This is a genomic window from Prosthecochloris sp. (assembly GCA_015482705.2).
GTDB lineage: Bacteria > Bacteroidota > Chlorobiia > Chlorobiales > Chlorobiaceae > Prosthecochloris.
The window spans coordinates 20,669-41,593 of the sequence record JADMLA020000008.1 but is presented as its reverse complement, the minus strand read 5'-3'; the positions used below and the strand labels follow the sequence as shown (position 1 = coordinate 41,593).

The 20,925-nt window shown below is 45.3% G+C and carries 24 protein-coding genes; 9 read left to right on the top strand and 15 right to left on the bottom strand.

The window, feature by feature from the left end:
* Window positions 1-6: 6 nt before the first annotated feature.
* The 8 genes from QZ209_RS01190 to QZ209_RS01155 form a co-directional block, all read right to left on the bottom strand.
* Window positions 7-591, bottom strand: coding sequence for a DinB family protein (locus tag QZ209_RS01190; RefSeq protein WP_294343733.1), 585 nt, complete (start codon window positions 589-591; stop codon window positions 7-9).
* Window positions 592-712: 121 nt separating this feature from the next.
* A complete protein-coding gene (locus QZ209_RS01185) occupies window positions 713-1,285 on the bottom strand; it encodes a hypothetical protein (RefSeq protein WP_294343732.1) in 573 nt (190 codons plus the stop codon).
* 49 nt (window positions 1,286-1,334) lie between these two features.
* The gene (locus QZ209_RS01180; RefSeq protein WP_294343730.1) at window positions 1,335-3,470 is read right to left on the bottom strand and encodes a YdbH domain-containing protein; all 2,136 of its coding nucleotides are present in this window, start codon (window positions 3,468-3,470) and stop codon (window positions 1,335-1,337) included.
* 10 nt (window positions 3,471-3,480) lie between these two features.
* Window positions 3,481-3,837, bottom strand: a complete 357-nt coding sequence (locus QZ209_RS01175; RefSeq protein WP_294343727.1) for a YdbL family protein — start codon at window positions 3,835-3,837, stop codon at window positions 3,481-3,483.
* Window positions 3,838-3,852: 15 nt separating this feature from the next.
* Window positions 3,853-4,041, bottom strand: a complete 189-nt coding sequence (locus tag QZ209_RS01170) for a YnbE family lipoprotein (protein WP_294343724.1) — start codon at window positions 4,039-4,041, stop codon at window positions 3,853-3,855.
* 51 nt (window positions 4,042-4,092) lie between these two features.
* Window positions 4,093-4,614, bottom strand: coding sequence for a DUF2141 domain-containing protein (locus QZ209_RS01165; RefSeq protein ID WP_294343721.1), 522 nt, complete (start codon window positions 4,612-4,614; stop codon window positions 4,093-4,095).
* 4 nt (window positions 4,615-4,618) lie between these two features.
* Entirely contained in the window at window positions 4,619-5,773 is a 1,155-nt protein-coding gene (locus QZ209_RS01160) for a SufD family Fe-S cluster assembly protein (protein ID WP_294343718.1), read from the bottom strand.
* 126 nt (window positions 5,774-5,899) lie between these two features.
* Complete coding sequence (locus QZ209_RS01155; protein ID WP_294343715.1) at window positions 5,900-6,658, bottom strand: ABC transporter ATP-binding protein; 759 nt, start codon at window positions 6,656-6,658, stop codon at window positions 5,900-5,902.
* Window positions 6,659-6,835: 177 nt separating this feature from the next.
* Here QZ209_RS01155 and trxA point away from each other — a divergent pair, with 177 nt between their 5' ends.
* A complete protein-coding gene (gene trxA / locus QZ209_RS01150; protein ID WP_294343711.1) occupies window positions 6,836-7,642 on the top strand; it encodes a thioredoxin in 807 nt (268 codons plus the stop codon).
* Between the two features lie 74 nt (window positions 7,643-7,716).
* Complete coding sequence (locus tag QZ209_RS01145) at window positions 7,717-8,313, top strand: 5'-nucleotidase (RefSeq protein WP_294343709.1); 597 nt, start codon at window positions 7,717-7,719, stop codon at window positions 8,311-8,313.
* 84 nt (window positions 8,314-8,397) lie between these two features.
* Here QZ209_RS01145 and QZ209_RS01140 read toward each other — a convergent pair whose 3' ends face one another.
* Window positions 8,398-9,582: a class I SAM-dependent rRNA methyltransferase gene (locus QZ209_RS01140; protein ID WP_294343708.1), complete on the bottom strand. Its 1,185-nt coding sequence runs from the start codon at window positions 9,580-9,582 to the stop codon at window positions 8,398-8,400.
* A 147-nt stretch (window positions 9,583-9,729) separates the two neighbouring features.
* On the opposite strand from QZ209_RS01140, the gene QZ209_RS01135 reads away from it, so the two are divergent.
* The gene (locus tag QZ209_RS01135) at window positions 9,730-10,587 is read left to right on the top strand and encodes a DUF4292 domain-containing protein (RefSeq protein WP_294343706.1); all 858 of its coding nucleotides are present in this window, start codon (window positions 9,730-9,732) and stop codon (window positions 10,585-10,587) included.
* Between the two features lie 176 nt (window positions 10,588-10,763).
* On the opposite strand, the gene QZ209_RS01130 is transcribed toward QZ209_RS01135, so the two are convergent.
* Window positions 10,764-11,369, bottom strand: a complete 606-nt coding sequence (locus QZ209_RS01130; protein ID WP_294343703.1) for a superoxide dismutase — start codon at window positions 11,367-11,369, stop codon at window positions 10,764-10,766.
* A 194-nt stretch (window positions 11,370-11,563) separates the two neighbouring features.
* Here QZ209_RS01130 and QZ209_RS01125 point away from each other — a divergent pair, with 194 nt between their 5' ends.
* Together QZ209_RS01125 and coaE are read left to right on the top strand one after the other, a co-directional pair.
* Complete coding sequence (locus tag QZ209_RS01125; protein ID WP_294343701.1) at window positions 11,564-11,905, top strand: hypothetical protein; 342 nt, start codon at window positions 11,564-11,566, stop codon at window positions 11,903-11,905.
* On the top strand, window positions 11,895-12,548 hold the full coding sequence (gene coaE, locus QZ209_RS01120) for a dephospho-CoA kinase (protein WP_294343699.1): 654 nt from the start codon (window positions 11,895-11,897) through the stop codon (window positions 12,546-12,548). Before QZ209_RS01125 ends, coaE begins: the two co-directional genes overlap by 11 nt.
* 27 nt (window positions 12,549-12,575) lie before the next feature.
* Here coaE and tatC read toward each other — a convergent pair whose 3' ends face one another.
* Window positions 12,576-13,451 (bottom strand): twin-arginine translocase subunit TatC, encoded by an 876-nt coding sequence (gene tatC / locus QZ209_RS01115; protein ID WP_294343697.1) that lies wholly within the window; start codon window positions 13,449-13,451, stop codon window positions 12,576-12,578.
* Window positions 13,452-13,903: 452 nt separating this feature from the next.
* Here tatC and QZ209_RS01110 point away from each other — a divergent pair, with 452 nt between their 5' ends.
* Both QZ209_RS01110 and QZ209_RS01105 read left to right on the top strand, forming a co-directional pair.
* The gene (locus QZ209_RS01110; RefSeq protein ID WP_294343695.1) at window positions 13,904-14,878 is read left to right on the top strand and encodes a polyprenyl synthetase family protein; all 975 of its coding nucleotides are present in this window, start codon (window positions 13,904-13,906) and stop codon (window positions 14,876-14,878) included.
* 18 nt (window positions 14,879-14,896) lie between these two features.
* Window positions 14,897-15,628 carry a PASTA domain-containing protein gene (locus QZ209_RS01105; protein ID WP_294343691.1) on the top strand — a complete coding sequence of 244 codons (732 nt, stop codon included), beginning with the start codon at window positions 14,897-14,899 and terminating at the stop codon, window positions 15,626-15,628.
* Between the two features lie 52 nt (window positions 15,629-15,680).
* Here the strand turns inward: QZ209_RS01105 and QZ209_RS01100 are convergent, their stop codons facing one another.
* Together QZ209_RS01100 and QZ209_RS01095 are read right to left on the bottom strand one after the other, a co-directional pair.
* Complete coding sequence (locus QZ209_RS01100) at window positions 15,681-15,848, bottom strand: hypothetical protein (RefSeq protein WP_294343688.1); 168 nt, start codon at window positions 15,846-15,848, stop codon at window positions 15,681-15,683.
* 71 nt (window positions 15,849-15,919) lie between these two features.
* Window positions 15,920-16,042 (bottom strand): DUF2934 domain-containing protein, encoded by a 123-nt coding sequence (locus QZ209_RS01095; RefSeq protein ID WP_110022288.1) that lies wholly within the window; start codon window positions 16,040-16,042, stop codon window positions 15,920-15,922.
* 4 nt (window positions 16,043-16,046) lie between these two features.
* On the opposite strand from QZ209_RS01095, the gene QZ209_RS01090 reads away from it, so the two are divergent.
* Window positions 16,047-16,265 (top strand): hypothetical protein, encoded by a 219-nt coding sequence (locus QZ209_RS01090; RefSeq protein ID WP_294343665.1) that lies wholly within the window; start codon window positions 16,047-16,049, stop codon window positions 16,263-16,265.
* Window positions 16,266-16,387: 122 nt separating this feature from the next.
* The gene (locus QZ209_RS01085; protein WP_294343662.1) at window positions 16,388-18,283 is read left to right on the top strand and encodes a chloride channel protein; all 1,896 of its coding nucleotides are present in this window, start codon (window positions 16,388-16,390) and stop codon (window positions 18,281-18,283) included.
* Window positions 18,284-18,349: 66 nt separating this feature from the next.
* Here QZ209_RS01085 and QZ209_RS01080 read toward each other — a convergent pair whose 3' ends face one another.
* Together QZ209_RS01080 and QZ209_RS01075 are read right to left on the bottom strand one after the other, a co-directional pair.
* A complete protein-coding gene (locus QZ209_RS01080) occupies window positions 18,350-19,366 on the bottom strand; it encodes an ABC transporter permease (protein WP_294343657.1) in 1,017 nt (338 codons plus the stop codon).
* Window positions 19,367-19,380: 14 nt separating this feature from the next.
* Complete coding sequence (locus QZ209_RS01075) at window positions 19,381-20,925, bottom strand: ABC transporter ATP-binding protein (RefSeq protein WP_294343654.1); 1,545 nt, start codon at window positions 20,923-20,925, stop codon at window positions 19,381-19,383.

The window sequence follows — 20,925 nt, the reverse complement described above, 5'->3', positions numbered from 1 at the left end:
GGAGGGTTATATGGAAGACGGATTTTTCTCTTGATCCTTCAGTTGTTTTCCTGGATAAATATCACAGCTCATACCATAAAGGTCACAGGTGTTTACGGATCTGCCAGTCAGTTTTAGATAGTAGTATAGCTGTTCTTTGTGCTGGTTGAGATGCAATATCATATGTAAAAGACGCTGGCCGAGTATCATGGGATGTCTTGTCCAGGGCGCCGGTGCGTACTTGCCTGCCAGCTCTTCTTCAGTGCATTTTTTGAGACTTTTCAGGGCAAGCTTCCGGTCCTCGGAAAGCAGTTTTCTCGCATCAGCTACGGTGTTGACCATGGGGAGCATGTTGGCTGGAGGAAAAATCTGCTGCATGTCAAGATCATTCAGGACATATTCTTCGCGGATATCCCATGCCCCACTGATCAGTCCATCGAACGTACTCCCACATGCATCGGTCATATGCATGAGCAATTGCCCCATACTCATCCAGTTACTTCCGTGATCGGGTTTCCAGTCCAGTTCATCATCCCGGACCAAGCTTACAAGATGGTCTGTCACGCCGTATGTATAGTCGATTTCCACAGAAAGAAGATCCTTCCATTTCATACGAGATAAGTTCGAATTGAAGGGATTGGGGTTTTTCAGTGTATAATATACGCAAAATCGATGTCTGTTTTCATTGTTCGGTATTTTTCTGCAGGCAAAACGAGTTTCATGGATCGAGTAGTCAGTAGTGTGCTATGACCGTATTTGAAGGGGAACCTATAGGTTCACCAGTGGCATCGAGAGCAATGACACGGATATAATAGGTGATGGCTTTTTTCGAGGTTAGATGGTCATGTGTATCGACGAATTCATCGAATTCGATTTCGAAGAAATTGGCGTTTCCAAGACCGAATTGACATATGACCGGGCCGCTTGCCACGATTCCATCAGGCTTTTTCCAGTCAAATATGGAGTTTGTGAACGGAAACTCAGCTACCTGCCAGACAGCGAATTCAGCTTTATCGTCCTTTTGCAACCGAAACCACCAGTTCAGTTTTTCACGGTTCCTGTCAATAGTGGCTTTTTCATTGAAGGTAAACTGGTTTTGTTGAGCAATGGTTCCGCTTCCTGTCCAGATTTGCAGATACATGCTGGCGTGTTCCTTTTCTTCGACGTGAGCGGTGTCTTTTGGGCTTTCCTCTTTTTCTTCTGAAAAAAGCCTGAGAATCGGATGGTTGCCGTAGGGCTCTGGTTTTGGTTGTGTCGTGACGGTCAGCGTCGTCAGGGCGACAAGAGGGATCAGTAGGTGTGTCAAAGGATATTCTCCGTATTTACAATTTTACTATAAAGGCAGGCCAGGTGTATTATTGCTGTTGTAAGGCTTTTTCAGAAATAGCCTGTTCTATGTTGGTCGATATAGTAAGACTTTTCAATAATTCAAGCAGATTCTGTTCAACGTTCAGGTTGAGGTGGATAGGCCTGCCATCCTGGAACGAAGGGTTGACTCCTTTCAGTTGAAGACGAATAACTGATTGCCCGTCAGGGCTCATACTGATAGAGGAGATCAGTTCGGAATAAAGAAAATTGCTTAAAGCGTCATAAGTAAGTCTTAGACTTTCATTAGCTGCAGCCCTTTCCTCGGGGGTTGTTGAATAGATTATCTGGCCGGTTTGATCGGCATCCATATTACCTGTGGGGATTTCAAAAAGCTGATCTTTGATGATTATCGGTATTTTTCCACGAAGAGTGCCAGTGGCATAGATTTTTTTCATGCCTTGCAGGTCAAGCAGTTTCTGCAGGGGGATACGGTCAAAAATCAATTCTGTTTCAGCCGTATGTTTTACCATGTCGAAATCGACATGTTCTAGAGCAATCTGGCCATCCATTAATCCTGCCGAGAACTCTGAAAGGGAGATCAAACTCGGATTGTTTTCAACGTGCCAGAGGTCAAGAACTCCTTTTGGAGACAAAAATTCAAGCGTTCCTCCGGTTGTTTTGCGTGTCATCTGTTTCAGCTCGAAGCCGATTGTTGTTTTCCCTTCGGGATCACGGGTGATTCGTAAGTCGGGTTCGCTATAGGTGTATGTTGCATCGGATGGTGGCGAGCTGAAAATAGTATCCTTTTCACCTTTTTTCTGACGAGGAGGAGTGTGAATGATGGATCCATTGCCTTTGGACGAGAGGTGTGCATTGTTTATCGCAAATTTTCCCTCCATGATGCTGATCGGTACCGTACCGCTGACTTCTCCCTTCAAAGATGCATTGAAATCGCCATGCAGGCTAACCCGTTCGGGCAGTTGGACATTGTTCAGCTTCAATATAAAAGACTGTTTTTTATCAGAAGTGTCATAGATGGCGGGTCCTATGCTCATGGTTCCATCGAGAAAGACGGAGGACAGGCTTTTTAACGCTATACCTGGAAGGTTGGTATCCTCGTTGTTCAGAGCGATGGTTGCATTGAGGTTGGTGAAGAGATCATGGGGGCTGCTACTGTTTGTACCTGTTATCGAAAGCCAAGGCAGACCTTCCTGTGAGTAATAGATCAGTTTTGTGCCTGGAATTGCCCGAATGAAAGCGTTGTGAATTCTGATCACAGAATCGCGGAACTCTATCGGTATGGTTCCGTTCAATTCTCCTTTTGCAAAAGGGCGGTCAGGCTCGCTCCCCTTGAAGCCTGGCAGTTTTTCAAGCGGAAGGCTGTCCAGGAGGAGGGTGAAGCTGGTTTCATTGTTAAGCGGATTGTAGTCTATTCGTGGAGTTTTTGCCCTGAGCCCGAACAAATCGACAGAGCAGTCTTTAAAAGTTATTCCGCAGATATTTTCAGAATCCTTTGTCAAAGCGAAAAGTGCTTCAAAATTGGAGAGGGGAACCGGTTGATTATCTGAATACAAGGATCCAACGTTGAGGAGCGCCGGTTTTTGGATCCATGCTTCTTTACTGTCGATTGTGTATTTGTAGGTGATGTCTTCGAATCTGAGATTGTTTAAAGCAAGAGCACCGTTTTCAATTTCATAGTGGAACGATTCCGGTTCAAAAGCAACATGTAATCCTTTTCCCATACGGACAATGTTCACAGTGCCTGCCATGGAAGGATCGTTGTCACTGAATGACAGTCCACCTTTTTCCTGAACGATGTTGATCGAGTCGGATTCGAGTTCGAAGTTGAGAGGTACTATTTCCGGTATCAATCCGTTTGCACTGCGGCTGTTGTTTTGTGGTGTTTTCCAGTGCAGTTTGCCGTTATGAACGATAAGCCGGTACCTGGCGGATCTGTTCGTGCATGAATCGGGCGGGGAATCGAATACAGCTTCGAGTCTGTCGAATTGTATTCCGGAGAGGTTCGGCAGACCGGGTTTGTGTATTTGTATACTGACGTTTGTTCCCTCGACAGTCCTGTCGAGCAAGGACTGGACATATCGAGGAAACGTAAGCCATGCAACTGCTGTAGCTGTAATGGTGACAAGCAGCACGGCAATGAAAATGCGTAGTACCCATTTCACGGTGAAAAGCTTACTTTTGCGTCCACCTTCCCTGAATCTTTACCCAGGTTCCAACTGGAAATTCAGGGTAACGCTTTTCGAACGTTACCTGGCCGGCAATTTCAGGGGTGACACCATTTTTCGTTGCAAGTGAAGCATAAGCGGCCCGTCTTTGGTTATTGACCGACTTCACAAGCGGCTGTGCCTCGTTTGTCGCTCCGGGTGGAATGGCGAGGTAACCATTATCTACTTCTCCTGCCAAACCTCTGGAAAGGGCGCTTTGGAGGTCGATGGCAAAAAGTCCGGGACTGAAAGAGAGCAGTAACGTTACGAAAAGCACGAATGTTTTGAGGCTACGAGATGCAGGTATAGATGTTGTGGTTTTCATGTCAGATCTCCCTGGTTAAAAAATATCTGTTCTTTCATCGAGCATGTTTTCGATATCCTTGTCGAGCTTAACCCTTATTTCGTGATCGATCTTGATATTCATGTTGATCGTTATTGGTTTCTCCGGTGCCTCGACTTTGACCGTTGGTTTACAGGAAAAGAGGGCAATACAGCAAAAAAGGCTTGTTATGACCCCTTTTGTCATGAATGACGTTGTTTTCATATTTTTCAGGTTTACTTTATGGCGAAGATGTCATTATAAATACATCATGTCTATCACTATTGATATGTTTTCCCGATCGAGAACAAAGCCAGATTCATCGAATTTGGGAGGGCCGAACCTGACTTTCGGGTTATTCGAGGTTCCAAATCCTTCTTTTGGTTTTCCTACCCAGGTTTTATCCATTTTTCGATTTTCGTTTTCATCATGAAGAACACTGAGCGCATAGGTGCCGTAAGGAATGTTTTCGATGACGATTTCACCGGGCGACTCCTTTGTCGCGATACTTGCGAAAGCAAATGCCTTTTCCGGTTTATCGGGAAATCCTGTTTCACTTTTGAAAAGGGCAATGCCCAGAGTTCCCTTGGAATTTCTGATGTTGTCGATGCGGATGGCGATACGGCCTTTTGGGCCGGACAGATCTTTTTTTTCAGCAAGACCGGTGAACTGGACGGGAATAGCTCCGTCAGCACTCCTTATCGTTGTTTGCTCGGCGAACAAAGGTAAGGAAAATATAATAAGCAGGAGAAGGATTGGTAAGGATAACGTACGTTTCATGAGGTTAAAACATGCTTTTTTGACTTTCGGTAACTGCTTTGTCTATTTCTGTTTTAAGTTCAGGAGGCAATCCCATGATGTCGATGTTGAGGAATCCCCGAACAATTGCTGAACTTGCTTCTTCCTCGTCCAGCCCTCGGATCATGAGGTATTCAAGCTCTTCTTTGGCGATTTTTCCAACAGCGGCTTCATGCGAAAGCTCAACACCTTCAGCGCGTCCATCGAGTTCCGGAATAGCCTGTATGATACCGTTATTGAGCAACAAGCCCTGACATTCGAGATGTCCTTTTGCCGGGGAACAGTTAGCCTGGATATGCCCACGTGCAATAATGTGTCCACCTGCGGCAATCGCATGTGAGATGATCTCTGTTCTGGTGTCCGCCGCATCGAGGATAACTCGATTGCCGACGTCCATGAAAGTGTTCTCGGTAGAGACCACAACGGAATTGAAACGGGCGATTGACCCTGCTCCTTTCAGTGTGATCAGCGGGTTCATCTGAAGGTTACGAACCGGTTTGAGGCTTATATAGTTGCTGAGGAAGATTCCTCCGGCTTCGACCTGACCGGCTGAACGTGGTCGCACCTCGACATTTTCACCCCAGTTGTGCACCATGGTGAACGTAAGGCTTGCATTTTTTTCTACATAAAACTCGGATATACCGATATGTGCGGCAGACTGGTCGGCTTCGGTCGTCGTGCAGCCTGAAAGAATGTGTGCTTCTGCACCTTCTTCCACAATGATCAGGTTATGAACGTTCTGGCCAACCTTGTTCGTGTGCATCATCAAACAGGATTGAACAGGGGCTGAGAGTTTGGCTCCTTTTTTGATGCGTATGACATAACCGCCATGTGTATTATCAGCAGCAAGTCTTGTGAATTCGTCTTTATCTGGTTTCAAGAGGTTCCACTGAAGGTCGGCCAATCCTTCATCTATTGAAAGGGCCAAACCAAGGGGGAGTATTTCGACTCCCGGATCGTAAGATTTACAAAATGCATGATTATGGTCGATCTGCACGAACGATGCGCTTGTGTTTTTTTCCGATACGTCGAACCCGGCCATTTTCATGCTTTCCTGTTCGCCTTTTTCAAGCCTTGTCAGGTCGTCAACCTCGTTGCTTTCATGGTCGGAGAACTCATATTTGGACAGATCGACTTTCACCGTTATTGATTGTTTACAAGTGATTCAAAAATTCAGTTTCAATGAGAGCTGAATGTGTACGGTTCAATACTTCATTAAATAAGACGGTTTTATCGTTCATTTCCGTCGGTACAGGGCTGGAATCTTTCAGCTGAGGCATCTGATACACTCCTTATAGCCGTATTTTTTCAAGTGATCGAGAATTCGTTTAGGATTATCGGCGCAGCAAAGGTGTCCGTCATAAAGAACGTGGCCACGGTCAGCAGCGATATAATCAAGAATATATCCCGTGTGTGTGATGATCAGACCGGATGTTTTCCGCTCATGCATGAGTTCATTCATGGTATGTTCCGCATCCGGTTCAGGATTTCCTTCAAGGAGTTCCCGGATCATGTTGCCTATCAGGTCCATGTTTTCCACATCGACACCTGATTCCGGTTCATCGAACAACAAGAGGTCGGGTTGTTGGGCCAACAGTTGAAGTATTTCTGAACGTTTGATCTCACCGCCGGAAAAGCCAAGGTTTATGTCTCTGTCGAGAAATGTTTCGAGGTTGACTTTTTTTGCGAGAGTATCGATGTCGATTTTTCTTTCCCCTGCGCACATTGCGACAAGCCCTCTTGTTTTCAATCCATGGATCGAGGGTGGACGTTGCATCGACATGCCGATTCCCTTTCTTGCTCGTTTATGAACAGGAAGGCTTGTGATATCTTCGTCGTCGAAGAGGATTCGGCCTTCGGTAACATCGTAGTTGCCTATCCCCATGATGGTATATAATAGCGTTGTTTTGCCTGAACCGTTCGGCCCGAAAAGGATAACCGTTTCTCCATCATCTATAGAAAGATTGATGCCCTCGAGTACTGGGTTGCCCTGGATGGAAACATGAAGGTTTTCAAGAGTAATCATATGAGAATGGGTTCTACGATGATTGTGCTGTCAGCTTGACTTCGAACGGTATCTCAATGCAAGATAGAAAACTTGTTTTTTTCATGGACGGGTAATCCCATGTTTTTTTGCACATGATCATTATTTTCATTTGGGCGCAGTTGCGTCTATGTACTAATATTCCAACAAAGAAAAAATATGCAAGAAAATACATTTGATTTTAACCGTGATGTCATAGAAAAGAGTTACGATACTCCTGTTCTCGTTGATTTCTGGGCGGAATGGTGTGGGCCATGTAGAATGCTCGGACCGGTGCTTGAAAAAGTTGCGGCAAATCATGTTGGAGAATTTATTCTCGTAAAAATCAATACCGAAGAGCATCAGGATGTGGCTCGTCGATACGGTATCATGAGCATTCCCGCTGTAAAGCTGTTTGTCGATGGTGCTGTCGTTGATGAATTTGTCGGAGCTCTGCCGGAAGGGCAGGTAGAGCATTGGTTGAGGAAGTCACTTCCAGGAAAATATGCCGACAGACTCAAAGAAGCTGAATTGCTTCTCATGGAGGGAGATGAAGATGGCTCGGTTTCGATATTCGAAGAGATACTGGAAAAAGAGCCGGGAAATGCTCGTGCGTCTTCAGCGCTTATGAAGCTGAAAATTTTCTCTGCACCCGAAGAGGCAGCTATCCTTGTCGACAGACTCGAAGGTGATCTCGATTATGCGGAGCTCGTTGATGCAGCAAGGACGCTCATCACTCTTTTAATGAAAGATGTCGGCGTTTTTCAGGGTGATAGTGTTCGCGACCGTTATCTTAAAGCGATAACGGAGTTGAGGGAACGACGGTTCGATGCGGCTCTTGACGATTTCATAGAGGTAATCAGAGAAAACCGTTATTACGATGATGATGGTGCCCGTAAAGCGTGCATTGCAGTTTTCAGGTATCTCGGTGAGGAGCATCCGGTTACGTTGAAGCATAGAAGAGTCTTCGATAGGGCACTGTATTAGCCCCTCAGGCCCGGTAGGTGAATGTTGGGTTCTCATTCTCGTGTGATTGACATATAAACGCAAACCTTGAACATATGGGAAAACCTGAGAAAAGTAAGCCAGTCATCGGGGTGGACCTCGATGGGGTCTGTGCTGATTTTTATGGGCGAATGCGGGAGATTGCCGCAGAATGGTTTGAGCTTTCCGTCGAAGAGCTGACAACCGATGTTTCTTATGGGTTGAAGGAGTGGGGGATTTCCGGGGAAAAACAATATGAGAGTCTGCATCGGTATGCGTTGAACCAAAGGGGACTTTTCAAGACCATGCCCATGATTGTCGGAGCGAGAAAATACCTGAGAAAGTTATCCGATGAGGGGTACCATATCAGAATTATCACACATCGGTTGTTTCTCCATTATTCGCATGCTTCAGCTGTGGAGCAGACTATTTCATGGCTCGATGGTCATGGCATTCCATACTGGGACCTTTGTTTCATGAAGGAGAAGTCGGAAGTCGGTGCTGATATCTATGTTGAGGATACCCCTGATAACATTGAACAGTTGCGGAAAAAAGATCTCTACACCATTTGTTTTGCAAACAGTACCAACAAGGCTATATCCGAACCACGTGCGTCTTCATGGAAGGAGGTGTATGATTTGGTGCACTCTTTTTGTGAAAAATCTCCTGCATGACAGCTTTTCGACAACAACCCTATGACGCATCAGAGTCAAAACCTTATCATGCAGAAGATTTTCAATGGCTTGTGCCCATATGCCTCACATCTCGTTGACATAGAAGCAGGCGAACTTGAGGTAATGAGTCTCGGGCATGGAGAGCAGTATAGGGTGGTCTGCGGGTTGGGTATTTCTGAAGACCTGGCGTAACTGTTTTTTTTGTGTGAAAGAGGCTTGACGAATGACTCCAAGAAAGTCCTCTTCTGAAACGTGATGTGAGCATGATGCGGTTGCAAGAAAGCCGCCGTTTCTGACAAGCTGAAGCCCTAGTTTGTTGAGCTTTTTATAAGCATGCAATGCGGATGGTAGGTTCTTGCGGCTTTTTGTAAAACTTGGCGGGTCGAGAATGACCAGATCGTAATACTTTTTTTCCTCGACCAGCCGGGTGAGAACGTCAAAAGCGTCACCTTTAATCAGTGCATAATTCGAGAGCTTATTCAGGATGGCATTTTCTTCTGCACGTTGCAACACGTCGGAAGATATATCGACCATGGTGGCGGATTTGGCTCCTCCAAAAAGTGCGTTCAGTCCAAATCCCCCGTCACTGGTAAAAACATCGAGTGTTTCCGCTCCATGAGCGATTTTACGAACGATGCGCCTGTTATCCCTCTGGTCAAGGAAAAAGCCGGTTTTATGACCCTCCAGAAGATTGATGAGGTATTGCAGTCCGGTGTCATGGATAGTCTGAACTGCTTCTGTACTGGAGCCATGCACGATTTTTTTATATAAAGGAAGCCCTTCGAGTTCCCGGAGAACGGATTCGTTGCGCAAAACGACAGCCGATGGTTGGAAAAGGTCGAGAAGGACATCGCAGATAAGCGGCAGATGACGATCCATACCGGCGGAAAATGCTTGTACAGCGATGGCTTTGTTGAAACAATCGACAACAAGGCCTGGAAGACCATCGGATTCACCGTGTACGAGTCTGAATGCGTTTGTATCGGATTCCGGGTAGATTTTCTTACGAAGATCAAATGCATCGAGGATTTTTTTTCTGAAAAAATCACCGTTTGGAACCTCTCCCGTTCTTGACAGCAAACGAAAGGCAATGAGAGAATGGGGATTGTAAAACCCTGTACCCACAAATTTTTTGTCGTGAGTATACAGTTTGACTGTTTCTCCTGCAGTAATATCTTTCGGAAGTGATTGCAGTTCGTTACTGAATGACCAGAGATGGCCCTTGAACAGCCTTCGATGTTCTTTTGGTTTGAGGTACAGAGAGTCCATAAATAAAACGGGTCGAAATTTTGTGGTGCAGCAAGCGCATTATAATCAATGAAATTAATGTAGGGATAAAAAAAAGAACAGCTTAAAAAAAGAATATTCACCATATTCTCAATATTTTCTGACCTATTCACTATCTAGGATTTTTCAATGAAACAAGGCTTCAGAGGGTTCCTGTGCATTTTTTTAGTGTTTATCACTGCAGGGTGTGCGGATTTCAGAACAGTTACAATTGAAGAGTGGCCTACCGAGAGCGTTGCACTTAGTGAAGATCTCGCTGAACTGTATCGCGATGTATCGGGAACATCGAAAGTAGTGTCTGCCATCGATGGATATGCCGATATCTGGATCAGAACACCAAAAAGAAAGGAGCACTTGTACGGTACCGTACAGCTCGAACGATCAAATGATATGCGTATTATAGTCAGTGCGGGTGTCGTTGGGTGGCCCGTTGCCGATATGTTGTTTCGGCCTGATTCACTCTTTGTTCATGATATGTTGAACAACCGGGCTCTTCAGGGAACGAGCCACCCTGACAATCTTGAGAAAATTCTTGGATTGAAGGTGGGATATGAATTTTTATCTGATGTTCTTGCCGGTGTTGTGACTGTTGACGAGCCAGTTCAGGCAATAGAAAGGGTTTATGAAGGAGCGGGTAAAGTTAGTTATGCCGTTAATGTGGAAGGCGGTAAGAAAGAGCTGCTGGTAAATCCTCTGACGCGAAATATCGAAGGAATACTTTTTTTCGACTCTCGTGGTCGTAAACAGGTTGAAGTGCATTTCAAAAAGTTCTCACCATTCGTTCTTGACGGTAAGAAGGTCAACCTGCCTGGTGAAATCGATGTCATGATGTTCAATCCTCGTTTGGATGGTGCCGGAAAACACGAGCTGGTCATCGTCTACGATGAACGTGTCGTCAATCCAGCCGACCTCGATATTCAGTTCAATCTCCCGGAAAATGTGAAAGTTATCGACCTGGATAGAGTTGTTCAGCTTCCATGGATGTAGAATTACATTGCATTATTGCAGGAGAACATTCCTTTCATCTACCTTGCTTTCCATTGAAGAGTCAAGCGGTTCCAATCTATTTTCATTCACTCTCGGGCTTGATCCGTGAAATCCGGACATCAGTTTCACGGATCGGCATGATTTTTTCTTGTGCATTGAGGGGCTGCGATTCAGCCTTATACCTGAGCGTTGAGGAAGTTCCGTGAAGCGAAGTCCCAGTTCAACAGCTCGTCGATGACAGCTGTTATATAGTCAGGACGACGGTTTTGATAATCGAGATAGTATGCATGTTCCCAGACATCGATGGTCAAGAGTGGATGCATATCGCTTGTCAGTGGATTTTGAGCATTGGGGGTTTTAACGATTTTCAACTGCCCGTTATCGAGAGCGAGCCATGCCCACCCACTGCCGAATTGCGTTGCAGCGGCATTGGCAAGTTCCGCTTTGAAAGAATCGTAGTTGCCGAAATCAGCATCGATTTTATCAGCTATTTCCCCTGACGGTTTTCCTCCTCCGTTTGGAGAAAGGCTGTTCCAATAAAAAGAGTGGTTCCATGCTTGTGCACCATTATTGAATACACCGATTTTTTCAGGGTCATTGGCAACTGCGATGAAAACATCTTCGAGGCTTTGATCGTCATGAGGGGTACCTGCTACCATGTCGTTGAATTTTTTAACATAGGTAGCATGGTGTTTGCCGTAATGGAAGCTTATGGTGTTGGCTGAAATGTGGGGTTCTAGAGCATTTTCAGCATAGGGTAGAGCCGGTTGTGTGTAAGCCATGAGCGTTGAAAGTTTAAATTGAAAGTGCCATAGGAACGAGATGTGGTTTTTTTAACTATTGCCATAAAGATTTAGTTTCTCTTGCAGATGAATTTTTTGATAATTCATTGTATGATCGACACTTTTGTCTGCTTTTCATGGTTATTGAATACTTTTTGATCCATATCGGATAGGTTACTCTAAAAGGGGGTGTCATGAGGTCGCGAAAAACCGGGATACATGCTTTATGTGGTGCTTTTCTTGTTTTGATGTTCCTTGGGCAGGGGTGCACTCGAAACAAACAGCCTGTACTGAACGAGGCCGATAAGAAATTTGCTGCGTTTTATGCTGATTATCTGGTCTTGTCCGGGGTTACGGTCGGTGAGTCTGAAAATGTCCACAGGATTGGCGGAAAGCACGTTGATTCATTGCTCGAAGTACATGCTTTGAGCCTCGAAGGTTTTAATGAGCGAACGGATGTCTATAAAGAAAATCCAAATCTGTGGAAGGCGGTTTTGCTTCAAGTAAGAAACAACCTGCAGGAAGATGATCGATAAAAGAAAGATGAAGCAGCATGCTCCTTTTCTTCTCGGAATAACAGGGGGGCTTGGTTGTGGTAAAAGCAGTGTGAGCGGAATGCTTGCTGAAATGGGATGTACTGTTTTTGAAGCCGACAAGGTCGCCAAAGAGCTTCAGCTTGAAGATCCGGAAATAATTGCCGGGATTAAAAAGCTTTTCGGTGACGAGGTGTATCGTCTGGACAGTGTCGGAAAACTGATGTTGGACAGACGGCGTGTTGCCAAGAGGGTTTTTGTTGATTCTTCTTTGTTGGAAGCGTTGAATGAATTGGTTCATCCGAAAGTTTTCAAGGCTTTTCGTCATACAGTGAACGAGGCTTCGAAATCAGGAGTGAAAATACTCGTAAAAGAAGCGGCAATCCTGCTCGAGTCCGGGGGTGACAAAGGATTGGATATGGTAGTGGTTGTGGTGGCCGATCTTGAAAAAAGGATAGAGCGTGCGATAAGAAAAGGAATGGGAACTCGTGAAGAAATTATGCATCGTATTCAATCTCAGTGGCCCCAGAAAAAGCTTGTGGAGCGGGCTGATTTTGTGATAGAAAACAATGGTTCGTTCAAGGAACTTGAGCGAAACGTTCATGAACTCTACGACAAGATCATGAGCCAGGCAGGATTGTGCTGACGAAGTCCGGGTTTTCTTTGTTTATTGTTATTTCGATGGGACTTTCGGGGCACTCGTCAAGGCATCGTTTTTCCGGTTCACATAGCCTGAAATACCAATGCTGAGCTCATACAGCAGGATCATCGGTACTGCAATGACGAGCTGTGTAACGATATCGGTAGAAGGGGTGACGACGGCGGCAACGATTAAAAGCGTTACAATGGCATGTTTGCGGTAGAAGCGCATAAAGGCAGGAGTCAGCAACCCTATCTTGGAAAGGATGTATGAAATGAACGGCAGTTCGAAGACAAGGCCTGTCGTAAGAAGTGCTCCAATGAAGAAACTGACATAGTCCTGAACGGCGATGTTGTTTTCAATGAGAGGGGTGCCGAATCCGGCAAAAAATTTTAGCGAGATCGGCATGAAAATAAAGTACCCGAAGGCAATGCCTGCGAAAAATGAAAGTGAAATGAAGGAAATGATAAAACGTGTTGCAGACCTCTCTTTTTGCTTCAATCCCGGAAGTACGAATTGCCATATCTGATGGACGAGGTAAGGGAAAGAGAGAATGAAACCTGAGAAAAATATGACTTGGAGATACAGCGAAATCTGTCCGTAAGGCACGAGATTTTGCAAAACAATCGTGTCGCTGCTATTCTTTATGGGCGCAATGAGAACCTGATTGACGAGCGTATCCGAAAAGAATGCGCATAGCGCCATTATCAGGACAAGCACAATTCCACTTTTGATGAGCCTGCTACGGAGTTCGTCGAGATGCTCGATGAAGTTCATTTCAGTAGCACCGGAACTGTCGTCCACTTCATTCTCGTGTTCGGCTAGATCACGCTCTTTGGCTTCAATTTCGGCATCCATCAACTGCGAAGCAGGTGATTTGGGTTTTGAGGATTCTGTTTCATTGCTCATGCTGCACTACAGCTTGTTTGTCGGGAACTCGTTTGCTTTTCCTTGTTTAGGCCAGCCGGGGAGCGAAATGGCATAGTAATGAACCGAAACATACTAATAAACATACCAGTCGTGAGCAAATTGTTTTTTAGAAGGTAATCTGTTGATTTATAAGATATTGATAAATAATGAGTTGGTTAAGGTGGTCGGTCGGCGTTGTTTTTGTGGGGTTGCGGTAGGCAGTGCCGATATATCGATTCAAGAGTAAAACGATATGAAACTGACAGCAGGTTCAACGAAAAGAGGAAAAGCGTAATTGATGATTTTTTTTCTGGTTATTTGAACTATTTTTGCAACATAAGGAATTATACAACCGGTTTCGGGCTTTTTATTTCGGAGAGATCTGTTATACTAATTGATTGTTCAACTGATTACATAAGTGCGCTTTGAGCCGCTCTCAACAAACAAAGCCTGTGAATTTACAAGACGTTGTTTTTCCTGTGGCCGAAGAGTTGAACACTTTTCGGCAAAAATACAAAACAGCACTGAATACGGACAACAGTCTCGTCGACAAGGTTGTTCGTTACATACTGAAGCAGCAAGGGAAACAGATTCGCCCACTCCTGGTTATGCTTGGGGCGAAAGTTTGCGGTGGAGTCCAAGAGAAGAGCTATCGGGCAGCTATTATGGTAGAGCTACTGCATTCTGCAACACTCATTCACGACGATGTTGTGGATGGTGCGGAAATGAGAAGAGGATTGCCCTCTATCAATGCCCTTTGGAAAAATAAGATTTCCGTATTGATTGGCGATTACATGCTTTCAAAAGGGCTCCTTTTTTCACTCGATAACAAAGATTATCTCTTTCTGCATATGGTTTCGGATGCCGTTAGACGTATGAGTGAAGGTGAAATACTACAGATCCAGAAAACAAGAAGCCTCGATATAACAGAAGCCGATTATCTGAGGGTTATATCGGATAAAACGGCGTCACTTCTTGCAACAGCAAGTGCTATAGGTGCTGCAAGTACTACGGATGATGAGGAGAAAATAGAGGCACTCAAGAGTTATGGAGAGTATCTTGGACTTGCTTTCCAGATTCGTGATGATTTACTCGACTATACAGGCGACTCCAAAAAGACAGGTAAACAACTGGGAATCGATATCAAAGACAAGAAAATCACCTTGCCGCTGATATACGCTCTTCGCAATGCTGATCGTACCGAGCAGAAAATGATAAAAAGTATACTGAAGAGTTCGAAAAAGAGAACTATGAGAAGTCGTGAGGTTATTGCTTTTGTCAAAGAGAAGGGCGGACTGGATTATGCGGCGGAAGTGGCTGAAGGCTTTGCCGAGAAATCCCTGACTGCGATAGAGAGGCTGGAAGAGGGGGATGCAAAACGTTCTCTGAAGCTGCTTGTTGATTTTGTTATGAAACGTGAGAATTAAGATGGCTCGGAAAGAATAATGAAGAAAGTTCTTGTAGTTGTTGTTCTGCTTGTCGCAGGATATGTTGTAATGGATAAATTCGTAATGATTTCTTATACCCGTCAGGGACAAAGTGTCTTGGTGCCGAATGTAGAAAAGATGAGCTATGACAATGCTCTTGGTGTGCTGAGAGCTGCCGGGCTTGCAGGGAAAAAAAGTTATAACGTGCGTTACCTTCGTGAGGTTGATTCAAACACCGTCATTGTTCAGAGACCTGTTGCCGGGGCCGAGGTAAAACCGGGAAGAACGGTTTATCTGGTTCTGAATAAACGGGAAAAACCAAGATTTTCCATACCTGATTTTTATGGTAGGCCGCTTGATGAAGTTCGTCAGATTCTTGACCGTTTCGATATCACTGTAACAGGTGTGCAGGTTCAGTCCGTCTACGATCCTGCGGAGGACGGAAGGGTCCTGAGCCAGTCGGTAGCACCGAAAACCGTTGTTTCCTCGGGTTCTTCCATTTCATTGATCGTGGGAAAAGCAGAAGTGATCGAGACTGTTCAGAAAATTCCAGTTCCGGATGTTTTAGGGATGTCACTCAAACAGGCAAGATCGGTTATAGTTGAAAACGGCTTCAATACCGGCAACGTCTCATATGAGTATTCATCACTTCTTGTTCCTTATACGGTAATTAATCAGAAACCTGCGGTGAATGCTCTCGCCGAGCCGGGTAAAGTTGTTGATCTTACTGTGGTTGTCGATGATGAGTGAATAAGACTGACGAGGAAACGGATGATTTTGGATCGCCTTTTAAATTGCCTGTTTAACGGTAGTTCGCTTTTTTATATTCCTCTCGAAGGTCTTTTATGCCGGTCGTTCTGTCGTTGCCATCGCTGATGATTCCGAAATATTCGAGTACAATTCTTATTACAAGCCATATGCCGGCAAAAAAGATTCTGATGCTGCTGAGTAGAGTACTGAGGAAGGACATTGGTGGACGTTTTGCATTGGAATATGAAAGCCATTACTCCGAATGGCTTTCGATAACGTGTTTGCGCTTCTTTAATTGGTCATTTCTTTTTCAGCCTGTAGCCAGTCTTCAACATCAAAACCATGGATTCCTCCTCGTTGTTCCCAGCGGTAATAGGCGGCGATCCTGACAGTTTCATGATTTTCTGCTGTCATTGGAGTGATTGATGCAGCCTTTCTGGTTTGTTTTTTTGCTGTGGAGGAAGTTTTCTTTGCTGTTTTTTTTGGGGTGGCTGTGCTTTTGGTTGTTGATTTTGCCGCCGTTGTTTTTTTCTTTGTCGAAGTTGTTGCTGCTGAAGTATTCTTTGCAGCTTTTTTGGAGGCTTTTTCTTTTTCGGTACGTTTTACTGGCATAATTATAGCAACAAGTTTAAGATAAACGGATCATTCTTCTTAAAAGCGATTGAAGATAAAAAAATAAATTGTATGGTGAATATGCGGATGATTTTTCTTCCTCTGCCCAATATGCATATCCATTCTTTGTGAGTTGAATTCCTATTGATGAAGAATCCCTCGAAAATAAAAGGTAGCTGGAGCAGGAAAGTTCTTGCCATCCTCTACATACTGTTTAGAAGAAGCAGATACTTTAGAGGGACATCACAGAAATTTTTCAAGTTGACATTGGAGAATATCCTGATTCAGCTCAATCTCAATCAGGATCTGCCTTTTCTGTTTATAGCCGTTTTTGTAGGGGTTACAACCGGTTACGTTGCGGTCATTTTTCACGATGCCATCAAACTTCTCAGTCACTTTTTTTTCGGTGGACTGGAAGTTTTTGGGACTTCGTTCATAACAGAGGGATATTGGGGGCTGTTGATGCCCTTTGTGCCGGCTGTGGGGGGATTGCTTGTCGGGCTTTATAACGCGTATGTCGTCAAAACAAGGCCAGGGCATGGCCTCGCAAGTGTTATAAAAGCAGTTGCACAGAACGAGGGGAATCTTCCTCGGCGGTTGTGGCTCCATCGAACCATAACTTCCGTTCTGAGTATAGGTACGGGCGGGGGTGGTGGTCGAGAAGCTCCAATCGCCCAGGTAGGAGCGGCACTTGGATCTTCCGTCGCTCAGGTGCTGAAATTTTCACCGGACAGGAAACGAACCCTTCTTGGGTGCGGGGCGGCAGCCGGTCTTGCTGCGGTGTTCAATGCACCGATTGGTGGTGTAATGTTTGCTATCGAGGTTATCCTGGGGGATTTCAGTGTCAGAACATTTAGCCCGATCGTTATTGCCGCTGTCATAGGCACGGTTGTTTCTCGTAGTTACCTTGGCAATTCACCGACCTTTCAGGTGCCGGATTATAGTCTTGTTTCCAACACAGAGCTGCTGTTTTATTTTCTGCTCGGTGTTTTGGCCGGTCTTTCCGCCGTGATGTTTATCAAGGTGTATTATCGAATAGAAGAGACATTTCTGAAAGTAGAAAAAAAACGGAACATACCGGCCTGGGCGATGCCGGCAATCGGCGGACTTTTAACCGGTTTGGTCTGTATGTGGTTGCCAGGACTCTACGGATACAGCTACGAGGTCATAGATAACGCTGTAAGAGGCACCGAGTCATGGCTGAACATGGTTGGCATTTATCTATTGAAGCCTGTTGTCGCAGGCTTTAGTGTAGGTTCCGGTGGTTCTGGTGGTATGTTTGCTCCTGCCATGAAAATGGGCGCGATGCTGGGCGGAATGTTCGGTAATCTGGTTCATACGCTGTTCCCCGGTATAACAGCGACATCCGGAGCATATGCTCTTGTCGGTATGGGGGCTTTGACCGCAGGCATCATTCGCGCTCCTCTTACGGTAATTCTGATTCTTTTTGAGGTGACGGGGGAGTATGAAATTGTTTTGCCAATCATGTTTGCAGCGGTAACCGCTGCATTGATTGCCCGCCTGGCATACGGTTATTCCATGGAGACCTATGTCCTTGAGAAAGAAGGGGTCCGTGTCGGTTTTGGAATCGCTCTATCGGTTGCGGAGAATATAAGTGTTCTTGATATCATGCGAACCAGTTACGTCAGGTTTCGTGATGTGACGGGAGCTGAAAAAATCATCGATGTGTTTCACAATACCCCGGAATCGAACTTTCTCGTAACAACAGAGAGCGACGAGTTCGTCGGCGTCATAAGGCTCGAGGAAATGAGTATTTTGCTCAGAGAAGGACCGTTGACCGGTCTTATTGCCGAAGATATTGTAAAAAAAGATATTCCTGTCCTTTATGAGACTTCTAAACTGGATGAAGCATTGAAGCTTTTCGAGTTGACCGATTATGATATTCTTCCGGTACTGTCACGTAAATCGGATACATTGCTTGGCGTTGTACGGCAGGAACAGGCATTTTCCTACTACCGTAAGCAGATGAATCTATACGGCTCTGATATTGATTCCGATCCTAACAATCGGACGGAACGCTGATGTGAATGGAGACGAGAGCGCTTGGGTGTCTTGCTGTAATGCTATTTCAAAGATATGATACGACATTCAACGTAAGGTTTTTGTTAGTATCAGTATCATCAGAATTGTTATGGCCTGTACCATCATGAAAATATCTTTTGGTACGTAAGCATTGACAGTCAGACCTCCGTATTCCAGGAACCCGAACAGCAAGGCGGAAGCGACAAGCCATAAAGGGTGTGCAAGTGCAAGCAGTGCGACAGCGATACCGATGAAGCCTATTCCGCTTGCCAGCCCCGCTTCATAAAAATGCTTGTAACCGAGTACCAGGTTTGCCGATGCAAGGCCGGCCATGGCGCCACCTATGGCCATCGCTTTCATGATGTGTGCATTTGCGCTGATGCCTGCATATCCGGCGGCTTCGGGTTGCAGGCCCACAGCCCTCATTTCATATCCTGTCGTGGTTTTGAATATCATGATCCATGATAAAAGGCTGGCGGCAAGTGCAAACAACGTGCTGAAATTTGCCGGTGATTTTCGCCAGACACCGAGAGCGCTTTCGAACGTCGGTATTTGTGCCGACTGGATGATTTCAGGAGTATGAACGGTTGAGGGGACTGCAAAATGCCAAGTCAAGAGGTATCCGACACAAGCCTGTACGATGAAATTCAGCATGATTGTCGATATCACTTCGCTGATGCCGAATCGGACTTTCAGCCATCCGGCGAGGAGACCTACGGAACTTCCTGCAAGCATGGCTGATGTTGAGCAAATCGATATGGCAATGAGCGGTGGGGTCTGGTGGGGAAGCATGATGCCGACAAAAGCGGCGGTAAATGCACCGGCAAGAACCTGGCCTTCGCCTCCGATATTGAAAAGCCTTACCTTGAAAGGAATGGCGACAGCCAGTCCGGTCAGGATGAGAGAGGTTGTTCGGAATACTATCTGCCCGGTTCCATAATCCGAGCCGAATGTCATAGAGAGCATTTTCTGATAGATCATCAAGGGGTCTCTTCCCGTTGTCATGATCAGCAATGCACTGATGAGCAGTGCAACGGCTATGGCAAGCAGAGGAACGACAACCTTGATAGTACGGTTTTGCATGACGTAGATTCTTTTCAGGTAATGAACATGCCAATTTCTTTTTCGAAGTCCTGTTCGGAGGTTCTTCCTTTGCGGACTTCTTCCATGGTAAACTCATGTCGGATAGTTCCTTTGTAAAGGCAACCGATTCTGGACGATAACGAGATGATTTCTTCGAGTTCGGCAGAGATGAGAAGAATGGCGACACCATTATCTCTGGTCTCGATGATTTTCTTATGGATCATTTCAATGGCGCCGATATCGACTCCACGAGTAGGTTGAGCGAGAATGAGTAACTTGAGGCCAGGGCGGTCGATTTCTCTTGCGAGTACTATTTTCTGTTGATTGCCGCCTGAAAGGCTTGCAAGGGAGGGATTGTTCTGCAAGTCACAACGAACATCGTAAAGGTCTATCATGCTTTTTGCATAGTTGTTGACGGCGGTTGTATCGAAGCCTGCGAACTTTAGAAATTTGTGTTCCCTATGGCGACCGAAGATGATGTTTTCACTTATGGAGAAGTTGGATATCACAGCGTGCTTCAGGCGATCTTCCGGAATGTGGGAAACACCTGATGATGCGATTTCAGCTGGATTTCTCCCTAGAATGGATGCACCTTCGACAGTGACTGTACCATTCGTAATGTGAAGCGGTTCAGCCATTCCCCAGAGCAGGGACAGTAGTTCTCGTTGTCCATTTCCCTCGACACCAGCGATACCGTAAATTTCCCCTTCATTGACTTCGAAAGAAAGGTCATTGAGTCTTGAGCGTTTTTTGGGATCCGTGAGACTGACATGTGAGACTTGTAATATGCTTTTCCCTGGTGTTTCCGGGGGATTGTCGACCTTGAGTAAAACATTTCTGCCTACCATCAAATTGGCAAGATCACTCTTCGTGACGGAAGTCGTTGTTTTGGTTGCGACAATTTTTCCCCTACGCATCACGCTGACCGTGTCGGAAACACTTAGTACTTCATCGAGTTTATGGGTGATCAGGATGATGGTTTTTTCCTCTTGCTGAAGAGATTTGAGGGTCTTGAAAAGCTGTTCTGTTTCAGAAGGAGTAAGAACGGCTGTTGGTTCGTCGAGAATCAGTATATCGGCATTGCGATACAGTAGTTTAAGTATTTCAACCCTTTGTTCTTCTCCTACGGAGAGTTCAGATACAAGCACGTCTGGATCAAATGCAAGCTCATGGTTTTCAGCAATTGACTTGATTTTCAGAGAGGCTTCTTTTTTCTTCAGTGGGGCAAACAGTGAGCAGTGCTCAGCTCCGAGTATGATGTTTTCCGTAACGCTGAGTTCCGGTATCAGCATGAAATGCTGGTGTACCATGCCGATTCCCTCGTCAATGGCTTGGCGTGGAGCGCTGAAACGTATGTTTTTTCCTCTTATGGAAATTGTGCCTGAAGTAGGTACGGAAATGCCGTAGATGATTCTCGTCAGCGTGCTTTTTCCTGCACCGTTTTCTCCGACAATGGCGTGAATAGAGCCGGCTTGGATATCAAGTGAGATGTCTCGGTTTGCCCAAAACTCACCGAACTTTTTTGAGATACCGGATAAACGTACCGCTACATCATTCAT

Coding starts and splice junctions, on each gene's coding strand:
- trxA (WP_294343711.1), top strand. CDS start 6,836: ATGCAAGAAAATACATTTGATTTTAACCGTGATGTCATAGAAAAGAGT.
- QZ209_RS01135 (WP_294343706.1), top strand. CDS start 9,730: ATGAAACAAGGCTTCAGAGGGTTCCTGTGCATTTTTTTAGTGTTTATC.
- QZ209_RS01145 (WP_294343709.1), top strand. CDS start 7,717: ATGGGAAAACCTGAGAAAAGTAAGCCAGTCATCGGGGTGGACCTCGAT.
- QZ209_RS01165 (WP_294343721.1), bottom strand. CDS start 4,614: ATGAAACGTACGTTATCCTTACCAATCCTTCTCCTGCTTATTATATTT.
- QZ209_RS01170 (WP_294343724.1), bottom strand. CDS start 4,041: ATGACAAAAGGGGTCATAACAAGCCTTTTTTGCTGTATTGCCCTCTTT.
- QZ209_RS01080 (WP_294343657.1), bottom strand. CDS start 19,366: ATGCAAAACCGTACTATCAAGGTTGTCGTTCCTCTGCTTGCCATAGCC.
- QZ209_RS01100 (WP_294343688.1), bottom strand. CDS start 15,848: ATGTCCTTCCTCAGTACTCTACTCAGCAGCATCAGAATCTTTTTTGCC.
- tatC (WP_294343697.1), bottom strand. CDS start 13,451: ATGAGCAATGAAACAGAATCCTCAAAACCCAAATCACCTGCTTCGCAG.
- QZ209_RS01155 (WP_294343715.1), bottom strand. CDS start 6,658: ATGATTACTCTTGAAAACCTTCATGTTTCCATCCAGGGCAACCCAGTA.
- QZ209_RS01105 (WP_294343691.1), top strand. CDS start 14,897: ATGAAGAAAGTTCTTGTAGTTGTTGTTCTGCTTGTCGCAGGATATGTT.
- QZ209_RS01095 (WP_110022288.1), bottom strand. CDS start 16,042: ATGACAGCAGAAAATCATGAAACTGTCAGGATCGCCGCCTATTACCGC.
- QZ209_RS01190 (WP_294343733.1), bottom strand. CDS start 591: ATGAAATGGAAGGATCTTCTTTCTGTGGAAATCGACTATACATACGGC.
- QZ209_RS01125 (WP_294343701.1), top strand. CDS start 11,564: ATGAGGTCGCGAAAAACCGGGATACATGCTTTATGTGGTGCTTTTCTT.
- QZ209_RS01130 (WP_294343703.1), bottom strand. CDS start 11,369: ATGGCTTACACACAACCGGCTCTACCCTATGCTGAAAATGCTCTAGAA.
- QZ209_RS01175 (WP_294343727.1), bottom strand. CDS start 3,837: ATGAAAACCACAACATCTATACCTGCATCTCGTAGCCTCAAAACATTC.
- coaE (WP_294343699.1), top strand. CDS start 11,895: ATGATCGATAAAAGAAAGATGAAGCAGCATGCTCCTTTTCTTCTCGGA.
- QZ209_RS01075 (WP_294343654.1), bottom strand. CDS start 20,925: ATGAATGATGTAGCGGTACGTTTATCCGGTATCTCAAAAAAGTTCGGT.
- QZ209_RS01140 (WP_294343708.1), bottom strand. CDS start 9,582: ATGGACTCTCTGTACCTCAAACCAAAAGAACATCGAAGGCTGTTCAAG.
- QZ209_RS01085 (WP_294343662.1), top strand. CDS start 16,388: ATGAAGAATCCCTCGAAAATAAAAGGTAGCTGGAGCAGGAAAGTTCTT.